Annotated in this window: 11 protein-coding genes; 9 read left to right on the top strand and 2 right to left on the bottom strand. The window is 55.3% G+C overall.

Going from position 1 to position 13,942, the window contains the following annotated elements; all coding sequences use genetic code 11:
- Nucleotides 1–9 precede the first annotated feature (9 nt).
- Complete coding sequence (locus LF95_RS03060) at nucleotides 10–1,023, bottom strand: ABC transporter substrate-binding protein (protein ID WP_083607477.1); 1,014 nt, start codon at nucleotides 1,021–1,023, stop codon at nucleotides 10–12.
- Nucleotides 1,024–1,263: 240 nt separating this feature from the next.
- Between LF95_RS03060 and LF95_RS03055 the strand changes: the two genes are divergently transcribed.
- Complete coding sequence (locus LF95_RS03055; protein ID WP_073953632.1) at nucleotides 1,264–2,469, top strand: GAF domain-containing sensor histidine kinase; 1,206 nt, start codon at nucleotides 1,264–1,266, stop codon at nucleotides 2,467–2,469.
- Nucleotides 2,450–3,199 carry a response regulator transcription factor gene (locus tag LF95_RS03050; protein ID WP_073953631.1) on the top strand — a complete coding sequence of 250 codons (750 nt, stop codon included), beginning with the start codon at nucleotides 2,450–2,452 and terminating at the stop codon, nucleotides 3,197–3,199. Before LF95_RS03055 ends, LF95_RS03050 begins: the two co-directional genes overlap by 20 nt.
- A 27-nt stretch (nucleotides 3,200–3,226) precedes the next feature.
- Here the strand turns inward: LF95_RS03050 and LF95_RS03045 are convergent, their stop codons facing one another.
- Nucleotides 3,227–6,334, bottom strand: a complete 3,108-nt coding sequence (locus LF95_RS03045; protein ID WP_073953630.1) for a sensor domain-containing protein — start codon at nucleotides 6,332–6,334, stop codon at nucleotides 3,227–3,229.
- 375 nt (nucleotides 6,335–6,709) lie between these two features.
- On the opposite strand from LF95_RS03045, the gene LF95_RS03040 reads away from it, so the two are divergent.
- The 7 genes from LF95_RS03040 to LF95_RS03010 all read left to right on the top strand — a co-directional run bounded on the left by LF95_RS03040 (nucleotide 6,710) and on the right by LF95_RS03010 (nucleotide 13,906).
- Nucleotides 6,710–7,123: a tellurite resistance TerB family protein gene (locus LF95_RS03040; RefSeq protein ID WP_073953629.1), complete on the top strand. Its 414-nt coding sequence runs from the start codon at nucleotides 6,710–6,712 to the stop codon at nucleotides 7,121–7,123.
- A gap of 173 nt (nucleotides 7,124–7,296) precedes the next feature.
- On the top strand, nucleotides 7,297–8,217 hold the full coding sequence (locus tag LF95_RS03035) for an NAD(P)-dependent oxidoreductase (protein ID WP_371440804.1): 921 nt from the start codon (nucleotides 7,297–7,299) through the stop codon (nucleotides 8,215–8,217).
- Nucleotides 8,218–8,354: 137 nt separating this feature from the next.
- Nucleotides 8,355–8,573: a SlyX family protein gene (locus LF95_RS03030; protein WP_073953627.1), complete on the top strand. Its 219-nt coding sequence runs from the start codon at nucleotides 8,355–8,357 to the stop codon at nucleotides 8,571–8,573.
- Nucleotides 8,574–8,625: 52 nt separating this feature from the next.
- Nucleotides 8,626–9,795 carry a DUF3095 domain-containing protein gene (locus tag LF95_RS03025; RefSeq protein ID WP_073953626.1) on the top strand — a complete coding sequence of 390 codons (1,170 nt, stop codon included), beginning with the start codon at nucleotides 8,626–8,628 and terminating at the stop codon, nucleotides 9,793–9,795.
- 101 nt (nucleotides 9,796–9,896) lie between these two features.
- Complete coding sequence (locus tag LF95_RS03020) at nucleotides 9,897–10,835, top strand: LysR family transcriptional regulator (protein WP_073953625.1); 939 nt, start codon at nucleotides 9,897–9,899, stop codon at nucleotides 10,833–10,835.
- An 80-nt stretch (nucleotides 10,836–10,915) separates the two neighbouring features.
- On the top strand, nucleotides 10,916–12,160 hold the full coding sequence (locus LF95_RS03015) for an MFS transporter (RefSeq protein WP_073953624.1): 1,245 nt from the start codon (nucleotides 10,916–10,918) through the stop codon (nucleotides 12,158–12,160).
- A gap of 297 nt (nucleotides 12,161–12,457) precedes the next feature.
- Nucleotides 12,458–13,906: a PI-PLC domain-containing protein gene (locus LF95_RS03010; protein WP_073953623.1), complete on the top strand. Its 1,449-nt coding sequence runs from the start codon at nucleotides 12,458–12,460 to the stop codon at nucleotides 13,904–13,906.
- The last annotated feature ends 36 nt before the right edge of the window (nucleotides 13,907–13,942 follow it).

Raw genomic sequence — 13,942 nt, 5'->3', positions numbered from 1 at the left:
CCTGTCACCTTACTTCGCTGACTTGATCAGGTTCTGTGCATCTTCAAGGGAATATTCGACATTGGCGACCGACCCTTCCGGTGTCGTTGCCAGCATGTCGGCAAGGTTATCCTGATCCACCCGCAAGAACGGCACGGTCAGATCCTTGGCAACTTCCTTGCCATCCAGAACCTGCTGTGCCACCCAGAATGCCAGGGTGCTGACCCCCGGGGCAATCGAGAGCGAAGTGGTTTCATAGCCATTTTTGGCATGCTCGTCAGACCACCATTTTAATTCATCCTGGCGGTTGCCCATAATGATGGTCGGCATCGGACGATCGGTGGCCGCAAAGGCCCGCGCGGCCCCGTAACCGTCCCCGCCCTGGGTCACAACGGCGGTAATGTCGGGCAGGCTGGGCAAAATACCGGCAACGGCCTTTTGCGCCACATCCTGGGCCCAATCCCCGTGGACAGAACCCACAATCTTGAACTTGCTGTCTTTGGCCGCTTCATGAATACCCGCACTGATTTCGTCATCGACGAAAACCCCGGCAAGACCGCGAATTTCCAGAAGGTTGCCGCCATCGGGATAGCGTTTTTCCAGATATTTAACCTGTTCACGGCCCATCTGGCGGAAATCAACCGCAATGCGCCAGGCGCAGGGCTCGGTCACAATCCCGTCAAAGGAGACAACGGTAATCCCGGCATCACAGGCTTCGCGCACGGCCCCGTTAATCGCGGTTGGCGATGCGGCATCGACCACAATCGCGTCATAGCCCTGCAAAATCATGTTCTGAATTTGCGCGGCCTGTTCCGTTGCCTGGTTTTCCGATGTGGTAAAGGCATCGGCTGCGGCAACAACGCCGGTTTTTACCGCTTCACCCGTGACCTTGTCCCAGCTTTGCAGCATGGCCTGGCGCCAGGAATTACCGGCATAATTGTTTGAAAAAGCAATGCGTTTATCGGCTGTATCCGCCATTGCATGGCTGGATGCCAAAATTGTCGTTCCGGCAATCATGCCCAGAAGCATCGTCTTGAATTTCATTTTTCCTCCCTGACGTGACGGCGCACGTCTTGGTCAATACTGGTTATATCACCTTGTCCGCGCCTGTTCGGGCACGGCAGTATCTTGTTTTTATTTTCAGGATGGCGATTAAGCGGGATCACGATAAAATCGTAAAGAGCGCACACCGCACCCCCTTTGCGGGAACCCGCAACCCTCTTGCGGAAACCCGCAAGACAATTTTTTCCGGCCCGCCTATGATCCGCGCAGGAGGAAAAATTCATGTCGGAGCTTGCCCACTATCTGCGCATTTCCAATTTGCTGGCCGGCAATCTCGATATCAGTTCTGCCTTGCACTCGGTCAAATCGGAAATCGAGAAAATCATCGAGTTTGATCACCTCGATGTGTGCCTGATCGACGAGGATAAAACCTGGAACACCTCATATGAAATCGGTCTGCAAACAAGCTGGAGTACCTCGCGTTCTGCCGTAAGGCTCTCGCCGGTCCGCGATATTCTCTATGGCAAAACCGACCATCTTCTGACCGGCAATGCCTTGAAAGACCCGCGCTATATCTTTCCCGATGCCGTCAGTGCCCCCATCCTTCATCACGAATTTCGCAGCCGGGTTAATGTGGCGATGAAAGTTCTGGGCGAAGTTATCGGCTCGCTCAACTGTTCGTCGAAAAAAGAAAATTTCTATGACGAAAGCCATGTCGAACAGGTCCGCATTCTCGCCGATATTCTGGCCCCCTATTTCTATGCCCTGCGCGCCAATGAAAAGGCGCAAAAGGAAGCCATTTTTCGCGCCGAAATCCTCGCCCGCGAGGAAGGTTTGCGCCTCGGCGCGCTTAGCCTGACCGACGCGCTCGAGGCCGAACGCCAGCGTATTGGCATGGATTTACACGACCAGACCCTGGCCGATCTGACCCGCATTGCACGCGATATTCGCCCCGGCCTGACCGATGCCCAGCATCATAACTTACAACAACAAATCCAGAATATGATCCAGGATTTACGCGGGATTATTGATACCTCCATCCCCTCCATCCTTGAACTATTCGGGTTTCACCACGCGATTGTCACCCATCTTGAACGCGCCATCAGCCCGGAAAGCCCCGTACGATTCAGTGTTGATGACCTCACAAATGGTGCCGTCGATGCCCTGCCCGAAACCATCCGCATTGCCATTTTCCGCATTTGCCAGGAGGCAATTAACAATGCCGTGCTGCATTCAGGGGCGCACCATATTGGCGTTGGCGTTAACACCGATGATCAGCATAACCTTACAATCACCATCGCCGATAACGGCACTTTCAATACCGCCCGTCGCAAACCCGGCGGCGGGCTGGCACATATCAAAACCCGGGCCCGGTTAATCGGCGCGGACTATCACATCCGCACCGAAAACGGGACGCAAATCACCCTCAAACTGCCCAATGCAGACCAGAACACCAGAAAGTCAGGCGATGAAAATACTGCTGGTTGAAGACGATAAAATGCACGCCGATTTCCTGCGCGAAATTGTCGAAAATGCCCTGCCCGAATGTAACGAAATCCTGCTAGCCCGGGATGGCAAAGAAGGCGAAGAACTCGCACGCGCGCACAAAATTACGACCATCGTCATGGATTTGCGCATGAAAGAGCAAAACGGCATCGAGGCTGCGCGCACCATTTGGGCACGCTGCCCGGAAACGCGCATTCTGTTCTGGTCAAACTATTCCGACGAGGCCTATTTGCGTGGCATTGCCAATATTGTGCCGGGCGAGGCCACCTATGGCTATGTCCTTAAAACCGCAACCGAGGAAAGACTGCGCCTGGCCCTGCGGGCCGTCTTGATCGAAGCCCAAATCGTTGTGGATCGCGAAGTCCATCAAATCCAGAACCGGCAAATGCGATCACGCAGTGCCCTGACCGAATTTGAATACACCATCCTGCTTGATATTGCGCTGGGCCTGCCCGACAAGGCCATCGCCACACGGCGCAAATTATCGCTGCGCACCGTGCAAAACCGCCTGTTATCGCTTTATGACAAACTGGATGTTGGCGCGCTTGACCAAAACGAGCTGGGCATTGTGCTTAACAAACGGACCCGGGCAGTTTCCAATGCCATCGCGCGTAAAATCATCAATCGCGAAGGGCTTTCTTCCGCTGAAAAGGAACTCCGTGCCTGGTTAAACCGTAATGGGGCCAAAAATCCGTCGTCCCATCCCCTCTAACGCGCAATCCGCCTAACTCTAATGTACCTAATGTACCAGGCCAGCCTTCTTCTCTCGCGTTTTCTGGGCCTGTAACAGGGCTTCCATCTCTGCGGCGGGAAGGGGCTTGCTGAAATAAAATCCCTGCAACTCGTCCACCCCCTCGTCACTGATTCGCTCAAGCTGCTTTTGGGTTTCAATCCCCTCGGCATTGATCGACATGCCAAAAGACCGCGCCATAAACACCACCGCCCGCACAATGGCCGAATTACCGTCTTCCTCGTTCAGGTCAATCACAAAGGACCGATCAATTTTCAGCTTATCAACGGGAAAACGCTTCAGATAGGCCAGCGACGAATAACCGGTGCCAAAATCATCAATGGCAATGCGAATGCCCTGATTGCGCAACATGCCCAGCGTGATGGCCGCCTCACGCGGGTTATCCATCATCGCCCCTTCCGTCACCTCAAGCTGCAACTGGCGCGGATCAAGCCCGGTTTCTGCCAGAACATTTCCCACACTTTCCAGTAAATCTTCGTGCCGGGCCAGTTCTATGGGCGAAAGATTGACCGAAATCAGCAACGTGCCCAATCCCGCATCACGCCATTTGCGGGTTTGCAAACAGGCGGTATTCAAAACCCATTTGCCAACCTCGGCAATGATCCCCATCCGTTCGGCAACGGAAATAAACTCAACCGGGCTCACCAGCCCACGGGTTGGGTGGAACCAGCGTACCAGCGCCTCCATCCCCACAATGCGATGATCCCTCACATCGACAATCGGCTGGTAAAACACCTCGAATTCGCCTTTGGCAATCGCCCCTGACAGGTCACGTTCCAGGGCCTTGCGTTCCTGCACTTCAAGCTGCATGCGGGTTTCAAAAAACTGATAACGGTTTCGCCCTTCTGCCTTGGAACAATAAAGCGCCAGATCCACATTCCGCAGCAGGTCTTTTTCGTCTTTGCCATCCTTGGGATACAGGCAAATCCCCACCGATGTCGACACCATCACTTCATTGCCTTCCAGCATGAAGCGTTCGCTAATCCGTTCGATCAATTGCTGCGCAACAGCCGCAATTGCCGCAGGCGACGCCGGGTTATAAATCAGAACGGCAAATTCATCCCCGCCCAAACGGGCAACAACATCATCGCTGCGCAAACCCACGCGCATTCGTTCGCCAACGCCCTGCAACAACAAATCGCCAATCGGGTGGCCCAGCGTGTCGTTAATGTCCTTGAAATTATCCAAATCAAACAACATCAGGGCAAAGGTACAATTTTCCCGTTTGCACCGTTCCACCGCATCGACCATACGTTCCTGAAACAGGGTCCGGTTGGGAAGCCCGGTTAACCCGTCATGATGGGCCAAAAACTGGATGCGCGCTTCCGAGCGTTTACGATCGGTAATATCGGTAATCGACCCCTCGATCAAAACCGGCAGACCACGCTCGTCTCGCACCAGGCGGGCATTTTCCTCAATCCAGATAATCTTGCCATCCGCCCGGCGCAATTCAGCTTCAAACCCCTGCACATAACCATCACGCAGCAACCGGCCGGTAAATCGAAACCGCATTCCCGCCTGCAGGTAAAAACCATCGCGAACCATTTTTTCGTCCGCAATAAGGTCCTGCTCGTTAAGATACCCCAAAATCGAAACAAAGGCCGGATTGGCCGATAAAAGCTGCCCTAACGGCTTTGCCTGATAAAGCCCCTCGGCCGAATTTTCAAAAATGCCGCGATATTTTTCCTCTGCCAGGCGCAAGGCCCGTTCGACCGCATTCTTCTCGGTCACATCCTGGCCAATGCAAATCACCCCGGCAACCGTGCCGTTTTCGGCAAAATGGGCGCGCGCATTCCATTGCAGCAACCGGATTTCACCATCCTTGCGGCAAATCGAAATCACTTCATCCTTAATGATTTCCCCGGCAATCATACGGTTGATGCGCAAGGCAACAGACCGCCTTTCACGCTCCACCACCAGCAAATCAAAAAAGTTGCGCCCCGCCGCCTCCATCCACGAATAGCCAAATGTCCATTCGCTTTCACGGTTATATTCCAGAATACGGCCTTCGGTATCCAGAAACATGATCACGCTGCCCGCCGTTTGCACCAGCGCGCGATACCGTTCCTGCCGGCGGCGCAAATCATGTTCGGCCTGGCGGCTTTTGGTCACATCAATCAGCGTAACGCTGTAACCCAGTAAAATACCGCCTTCACCGTAAATAACGGTGGCATTCACCCGCATCCATATCTGGCTGCCATCCTGGCGGCGCATTTCAATTTCACGACCGGTAAAACCGTTACCGCGCGATAATTGCTGGCGCAGGTCGGCCATGTCATCATCACTGGCATAAAACCGTTCAGGATTAAGAAGATAGGCCCGTTTAACCTCGGCTGTGCTGTCATAACCAAATAACGGGGCCACCGCATCACTTACCGATGTCACCCGCCCGTCCGGTGTCAGATCAACAATGCCCTGCACCGCATGTTCCAGCGCCCGGCGATAGCTTTCTTCGCGGGTGCAATCACGCCCAAACAGCGCAATACCGCGATGATCCAGCAATTCCGTGCGGCGCCATTGAAAAATGCGCTGGCCATAATGCACGGATCGCAAATAGTCGCCTTCTTCCGGCAGCCCGGTCAGGGGGCGCTGCCCATTCGGCGTTGCCAGGGCGGCCACATTGGGCAGGCCCACTTCCAGTGCAATCAGTTCTGCAGCGGCATTGCCGTGATGAAAATCACCTTGCGCGGTTAACAGCAAAACCGGCAGCGGCGAAATCATCAACCCCGATGAAACCAGCCGGTCCTGCTGCCCCAGCATCATCACACGGATGAGATTTCCCCCATCCGCAGGCAACCACCAACCCAGAAAATAACAGTGATCCATGCCCGCCACCGGCAAGACAAAAACATCACCTTGCGGTTCAGCCCGGTCCTCACAGCCTGACGCCTTGTCAATAATCACGGAAATATAATGACAATCACCAAAGGGCTGCCACAGGGCACTTTTAGTGCCGGGCGCGCCAAAAGTCCCTATCCACGCCGAATTTACCTGCATTTCATGCCGGTCTGGCGCAATAACGGCTGCCGGTACTTTGTCGCAGGCAATCAGGGCAGCAACATTTGTGGCGACATCAAGTGAAATGATAGCTCCCATTTACCCGGCTATTTTCATCTGTTTTTGTTATTGCTGCGCGACCATAACTTTTCGCAAACCCGCTGCAAAGGCCTTTTTCGCCACTCCCGGCTTTCCATATGGCACCGTATTTCCCGTGTTGCCGCGTGCCGGTTTTAACACGGATCGGGCGATCTGTCCGCATCTGCCTCTCTTTTGCCCATCGTCGCGCGTAGGGCATCGCTCAGAAACCCGAAAAAACCCATTATTTACAAAATTTTCTCTATCCTATCCCCTTAAACAGTTGCGGGCGACGGGCTTGCGCTCTACCCTTTACGAGTTGATCCGGCATCAGATCGTGCTACTGGCACGCCCTGTCATCCCCGGCGCGAACTCCGACGATCGAGGAGAATAACAGTGATTTCCCATCAGGACGCTTTAATCTACACGATGGTTATGGTCTCGGCGGCAGATAACAACATCACCGACGCCGAACTTTCCGCAATGGGGCGACGTGTGCGTTATCTTCCGATTTTCGCCGGTTTCGACAGCGAACGTCTGACCGAAGTCACGCGCGATTGCGCGGCAAGGCTGGGCGAAGAAGACGGCCTGGACAACACCCTTATTCTCATCCGCGATGCACTTCCCAAAAAATTGCGCGAAACAGCTTATGTCTGTGCCTGCGAAATTGTGCTTTCCGATGGCGAAATCAGCCAGGAGGAACTGCGCATTCTCGAACTGATCCGTCACCGTCTGGATATTGATCGTCTGGTTGGCGCTGCTATTGAACGGGCAATGGCCGCCCGTTATCTGCGCCCCGCCGATGTGTGACGGCAATCTCATTGCCGCGGGAAACCACCGATTTCGACGCTGATTTGCCACATTAAACCGTAATCTGGCATGACATAATCCCATCGCTTTTACCGGGCCCGGTTGCGGGTCCGGTTTCTTTGCGCCGGGCCGCCACGATTTTCATGTGTCGTATCTGATACGGCACACCGTCATTGCTAACGCTTGCACGACAAAGGGAACCAACCGTCATGACTGCACTGGCAGGTGAGAACATAGCCTTTATCGGACTGGGGCTTATGGGGCGCCCGATGGCACTAAATCTGGAAAAGGCGGGTGCCAAGCTGACCGTGACCACCCGCAACCCCGAAACCCTCAATATGTTCGAGGATCTCGGCATTGAAACCGCCCCCACACCGGCGGACGCGGCAGCCAATGCCGATATCGTCATTATTTGTGTGGCCGATACCGATGCGGTGGAAAACGTCCTAATGGGCGAAGACGGCGTGCTCGATGGTCTGGAAGAAGACACCATCGTCATCGATATGGGCACCACCGGGGTGGATGCCACCCGCCGCTTTGCCGATGCCATCGAGGATGCCGGGGGCGAATGGCTGGATGCGCCGGTTTCGGGCGGCACCACCGGGGCGCAAAATGGTACCCTGTCGATCATGGTGGGCGGTGAAGCCGATATTTTCCAGCGTGTTGAACGCATTTTCAGGGTGATGGGCAACCGTGTTACCCATGTCGGGCAGGCTGGGGCCGGGCAAATCGCCAAGGCGGCCAATCAAATGATTGTCGGCATTACCATTGCTGCCGTCGCGGAATCCTTTTCCATGGCAGAAGAAGCCGGAGTGGATATTGCCAGCCTGCGCGAGGCACTGACCGGCGGCTTTGCCGATTCCACCATTTTGCAGCAGCATGGCAAGCGCATGATCGAACGCAATTTTGAACCGGGCGGCAAGGCCAGAACCCAGCGCAAGGACCTCTATCAGGCGCTGGAATTTTCCGAAAGCGACCTGGGCCTGGAACTGCCCATGACCCGCCTGACAATGGAACTGTTTGACGAACTGATCGATATGGGGGGTGGCGATCTTGATCATTCCGCCCTGATCAAGGTCTATGAAGAAGACTGAAAATCATATATTTGCCTTCCTGCATTCTGCGCCCCCGGTCCGAACCGGGGGTTTGCTTTTGCCCTGATCACCATGTTGCAAACCGGTTTTCATTTCACCCTATCTACCCACCCCAGCCCATCAGGATGACGCAAACCATGTCACAGTCAGACCTCGAAGCCCGCATCATCGAACTTGAAACCCGCATCTCCCATCTTGATATTGCGATGAATGACATGTCGATGATGATCAAACAGCAATGGGACCGCATTGATATCCTCGAACGGCGCAATCATCTGCTGAGCGAGGACATGAAACGCATGAATTCCTATATGAATACAGCGCCCGAAGATGACGTTCCGCCCCCTCATTACTAATCCCGGGCACAAGGACGACACTGCAACCCGTTTTCGCTGAGACGAGCAAACCGTGCCCAATTCATATCTTGCCATTCCCACCTTTCACGACTTTGCCCGTATCCTGGACCCGGCAAGCTATCACCCCTTGCCCGATGACTGGTATGTCGGCGTTGCCGATATTGTCGCCTCGACCGAGGCCATTGCCAAAGGCCGCTACAAGGATGTCAACATGGCCGGGGCCGCGGTCATTGCCGCAATCAGCAACATATTGGGGCATTCGGCCTATCCGTTCATGTTTGGCGGCGACGGGGCGGGTTTTGCCTGCGCCCCAGACCATATCGACGATATTCGCGAGGCGTTGGCTGCCACCCGGCGCTGGGTTGCCGATGATCTGGGTCTGGAACTGCGGGTTGCCCTGTTTGACATCGCCGAAATCCGCGCCGCCGGGCGCGATGTGCGGGTGGCACGCTACGCGGTCTCCGATGCGCTCAGTTACGCCATGTTTAACGGCCAGGGTCTGCAATGGGCCGAAACGCACATGAAAACCCGCAATGACCATCACATTGCCCCCGCCCCGCCCGGCACACGGCCGGACCTGACCGGCCTGTCCTGCCGCTGGTCGCCAATTGCCGCATCACAGGATGGCTCCATCATTTCTCTCATTGTGCATCCTGCCGGGGATCGCGCGAACTTTGATGCTGTCGTCGGCAAAATCCTCGCCCTGCTTGAGCAAACCCCCAACAGCGCCCATCCGGTTAGCCCCAAAGGCCCCCTTTTTCGCTTTCCACCTGCGGGCCTGTCACTGGAGGCACGGGCCAACCGGACGGTTAATGGATCGCTTCTGGCCGCCAAAACCAAAGTTTTTCTCACCGCGGCCCTGGCCTTCATCCTCGATAAAACCGGCTGGAAACTCGGCAAGTTCGACCCGGCCCATTATCGCCGCTATACAGCCCTGAATACCGATTACCGCAAATTTGGCGATGCCCTGTTCATGACAGTCAATTGCTCCGCCGACCAGCTTGAAAGCCTGCAAAAAATCCTGACCGAGGGTGAAGATGCCGGTCATATCGGCTTTGGCCTGCATCAGCAAAAAACCGCCATCATGACCTGCATTGTCCCCTCTGTTGTGCAGGACGACCATTTTCATTTTCTCGATGGGGGCGAGGGCGGCTATAGCGCGGCCTCAGCGGCCTATAAGGCCAAAAGGGCCGCACAGACCACCCAGGTTTCCGCCTCCTGAGAAGCCGCATTCATTACAAAAACTAATCAACTTGCCAAAATCGATCACTTTGCCGCATCATCAAACCGTCACCGCCAGTTTTACGCGGAACGGAGGACGTGATGGATACCCGCGAATTGCAAACCCTGATCGCCGTTGCTGAAGAAAAATCCTTTCACGGTGCGGCCAACCGCCTGGGTCTCACCCAGCCCGCCGTGACCCGCCGCATTCAGCGTCTTGAAAACCACACCGGCTGTGACCTGTTTGACCGCACAGTCAAACCCCTGCGCCCCACCCCGGCCGGGCAGCGCGCCCTGGCCGAAGCCCGCGACCTGCTGCGCCGCCTGGCCGGTTTCACCGAAATGGTCAAAACCGGCACGTCTGCCCAAGAACCCCTTAAAATCGGCGTTTCCTATGGTGTGGCCCCGCTGGTCACGGCAAGAACCATTCGTCACGTGCATCAGGACTTCCCCGAAAACCAGTTGAGCCTGCGTACCGGCTGGGCCGGCGAAATGCTGCCCCTGTTACGCCGGGGCGAACTCGATGCGCTACTTGCCCTTGATGAACCCCAAACCGGAATCGGCGGCATTGCCAACAGCGATTTCCCCAAATCCATCCAGATTGATACCCTGCTTGACGACCGGATCATGCCCATCGGCCCTGCCAATGACCCCACACCGCCTGTCAGTATCAACGATCTGGCCGGGCGTCCGATGGTGCTGCTGCCTGAAGGATGCACCTTTAGGGCACTTGGCAATCTGCTGGCGCACCGGCACGGACTGTCTTTCTCATCCGTGCTTGAAGTCTCGGCACTTGATTTGCAAATTGAAATGGTTGCTGCCGGTGTCGGATACGGCATCACCGCCGAACGATACGCCCGGCTCAGCCGCTGTGCATCCAGTCTGGCAATCCTGTCCATCCCCGGGGCCTGCTGGCCCATGCGGGTTGTCATGCTGCGCCGAACCGTCAGCCCGGATATTAACCGGGTGCTCGACAGCCTGATCAACATCATCTGCGAGGCTGCTGGCCCGAATGATGCACAAATTTTATTAAATACATAAACCCAATGAATTGGACGCATTAAAAATCGCCCGGCATAGTATCAGCCAAATCCTGTTCATTTCCGTTTGCGAGGCTGCCCATGTCCCCTTCCCTCAAAACCGCCAAATGGTTCCCCTGGCTGGTCCTGTTTAGTGGCGGGCTGGTTCTGGCTGCCAATCTTGGCATTCGCCCATCTCTGGGGCTTTTCATCCCCGACATGCTGACCGCTACAGGCTGGAGTGCATCGGTCTTCGGCCTCGCCTTTGCCATCCAAAACCTGTTATGGGGCATCTCTGCCCCCATTGCCGGCGCACTGGCGGACCGTTTTGGCACCACCCGCACGCTGATCGGCGCATCACTGTTTTATGCTGCGGGCCTGTATCTGATGGGGCAATCAAGCTCGCCGACCGCGCTTTATGCCACCGCAGGCCTCATGATCGGCATTGGTGTCGGGGCCTCCAGCTTTGCCGTGGTTCTGGCCGCCATCAGCCGGGTTTTCCCGCCCCATCGCCGTAGTTTTATTCTTGGCCTTGCCAGTGCGGGCGGCTCCATCGGCCAGTTCATTATGGCCCCCACCACCCAGGCGCTTAATTCCGGGCTGGGCTATGTTGGCGCGCTGACCATGATCGCGCTCATCAGCCTTGTCATCATGCCCGCCGCCTTCGCCCTGACCGGCCGCGCCGACCACAGCCCCGGCAGCGCCACCGCCGCAACCGACCTTGGCCCAACCAGCCTGATCGACGCCTTTCACGAGGCCCGCAAGCATCGCGGCTTCCTGCTGCTCAATGCCGGGTTCTTTGTCTGTGGTTTTCACATTGCCGTCATTGCCACCCATCTACCAACCTTCACCCAGCTTTGCGGGTTGCCGCCCTCTGTCGCCTCCAATGGCCTTGCCATTATTGGCCTGTTTAACATTGTCGGCACCGTCACGGCAGGCTGGTTTGGCGGACGCTGGCGCAAAAAATGGGGGCTGTCGCTGATTTACGGCACCCGGGCGCTGGTGATTTTCGTTTTCCTGATTTCGCCCAAAACCGCCGAAACCATCTGGCTGTTTTCCGCGCTGATGGGCGCGCTTTGGCTGTCGACCGTGCCGCTTACCAGTGGCATCGTCGCCCAGGTTTTTGGCCCGCGCTATATGGCAACCCTGTTTGGTCTGGTCATGCTCAGCCATCAAATCGGGGCGTTTTTCGGGGCCTGGCTGGGCGGCCTGTTCTATGACATGACCGGCAGCTTTGACGCCATCTGGATCCTCTCCATCGCCCTTGGCATTTTCGCCGCCCTGGTACATATGCCCATTGATGATACCGCCCTGCGCCGTGAACAGCCATCAACCGGCAAGGCCTAAAACAGGCACGCCTGCCAAAAGCGGTTTTCAATGCGAAAACCGCTTTTGTTTTACCCCGTATGTGCCGCCCCGATTCCCGTTACACGCGGGTTAAATAACAGAAAAAAATGCCTCGAATATGCGATACAAAAATAAACACCAAGACCTGTCACAAAATTAAATCAGGAAACATAATGACATGAAATAAAACAGGAAATGTGAAAAATTAATCTAAAATAAACTCCTTCAATGCTGCCCAATATAAACGAACCATACCCGTGCAGATAACCCGATTTCAATCAGCACGGAGTATGAATAATGCCCAGCAAGGGAATGGATCTTTATGGTTTTACACCTGAAACAGCGCTTCCGGTTTCTTTTGGCATAAAACAGCCCGGTTCCTCACATACCACGACAATTAACGACACAACGCCCGGTACAATTTTCACCCGTCACATCGAAGTCAATACCGACCTGCCCTTTCACGTCAGCGGGGATTACGCGATGTCTGCGGCAGGGGTAAATCGCAGTTGCGAGGTCAACGGCTTTACCGGCAATATTTCCAATTCCAACATGAACAACATGCTGGGAAACCAGCAGGCCCAGATCAGCGGCAATGCCGTTGTCAGCTATGGCTTTTATGATGCCGGGTCGGGTTACGACGATGTCAGCTATACCAGCCACCACCAGAATTACGCCTGCATCGGTGATACCAACCGGCCCGACTGGATGGCAAAGATGGTAGCAAATAATACAAATGCGGGCACCAAACCCTTCAGTACCTTTGTTCTGCCTGGGGCCCATGATGCCGGCATGAATACCAGCCAGAACATTTCCGAACTGGTCAGCAACATCAAAAAATTCAGCGTCATCGCCTCCGCCCTGTTCGGGTCTCTGGCCCTGATGCTGGGCGTGGCTGTCGGGGCGGTCATTGCCGTGCTCAGTGTCGCGGCAAGCTCGCTGATTGAACGGGTGATCATCAACCTTTCGATCACGCAAAAAGACACCATCACCAACATGCTCAATCTCGGCACGCGGTATTTTGATTTCCGGCCCGGTTACAATGCCAAAATCGAGGGGATTTCCGTTGCCTCCGGCGATGGCCTTTACCATCAGCACAACATGATCCCCGGCATGGCCTTTAACGATTTCCTCCATGAAACGGTCGCCTGGCTCAAGGCCCATCCCGGTGAAATCGTTGTGGTCAGCCTGGGCTTTGCCGGTTTCTATGACAACGCCATGAAGCCGACTGCCGATACACTCAAACAGGCCATCAACAGCGCCCTGGCCGGATCAGGCATCACCTATGGCGGTCCGTCCGATACATCCACCAGCTATAATGACCTGATCAAGGCCAATAAACGCCTGTTATTCCTTAATAACGGCGTCGGGTTCAATGATGCGTCCAAATACGATTCCTATAGCGACGGTGCCTATGCAACCCTGACACCCGATCCCATCCTCAACCAGCTCAAACACATGCAGCACAAGCCGGAAAGCGGTGCTGCTTATACCGTGCTGCAATTGCAGGGCACGGCCAGCGCAGTTAGCGCGCTCTGGCCCAAACTTGCCACCTGCACCAGCGATGCCACCTCGCCGCTTCTGATGACCAAGGCCTATTTTGACTGCACAACCTATCCCTGGGCCGAGCAGAATCTGGCCTCGTTCGACAGTAAATATCCGGTTGTCATCCTGAACGATTTTGTCGATCCGCACATGTCGCATATCGCCGAAGATGCAACCCTTCTTCGCGCGGGCCAACTCTAAAACGATTTGTCTTTCAGGGCCGCTTTCGCTTTTGAA

It is taken from the genome of Thalassospira sp. TSL5-1 (assembly GCF_001907695.1).
In the GTDB taxonomy this organism is placed as follows: Bacteria; Pseudomonadota; Alphaproteobacteria; order Rhodospirillales; family Thalassospiraceae; genus Thalassospira.
Note: the sequence above shows the minus strand (reverse complement) of the source record. Positions and strands in the feature narration are given on the sequence as shown.

Coding starts and splice junctions, on each gene's coding strand:
- LF95_RS03015 (WP_073953624.1), top strand. CDS start 10,916: ATGTCCCCTTCCCTCAAAACCGCCAAATGGTTCCCCTGGCTGGTCCTG.
- LF95_RS03010 (WP_073953623.1), top strand. CDS start 12,458: ATGCCCAGCAAGGGAATGGATCTTTATGGTTTTACACCTGAAACAGCG.
- LF95_RS03050 (WP_073953631.1), top strand. CDS start 2,450: ATGAAAATACTGCTGGTTGAAGACGATAAAATGCACGCCGATTTCCTG.
- LF95_RS03055 (WP_073953632.1), top strand. CDS start 1,264: ATGTCGGAGCTTGCCCACTATCTGCGCATTTCCAATTTGCTGGCCGGC.
- LF95_RS03030 (WP_073953627.1), top strand. CDS start 8,355: ATGTCACAGTCAGACCTCGAAGCCCGCATCATCGAACTTGAAACCCGC.
- LF95_RS03020 (WP_073953625.1), top strand. CDS start 9,897: ATGGATACCCGCGAATTGCAAACCCTGATCGCCGTTGCTGAAGAAAAA.
- LF95_RS03045 (WP_073953630.1), bottom strand. CDS start 6,334: ATGGGAGCTATCATTTCACTTGATGTCGCCACAAATGTTGCTGCCCTG.
- LF95_RS03060 (WP_083607477.1), bottom strand. CDS start 1,023: ATGAAATTCAAGACGATGCTTCTGGGCATGATTGCCGGAACGACAATT.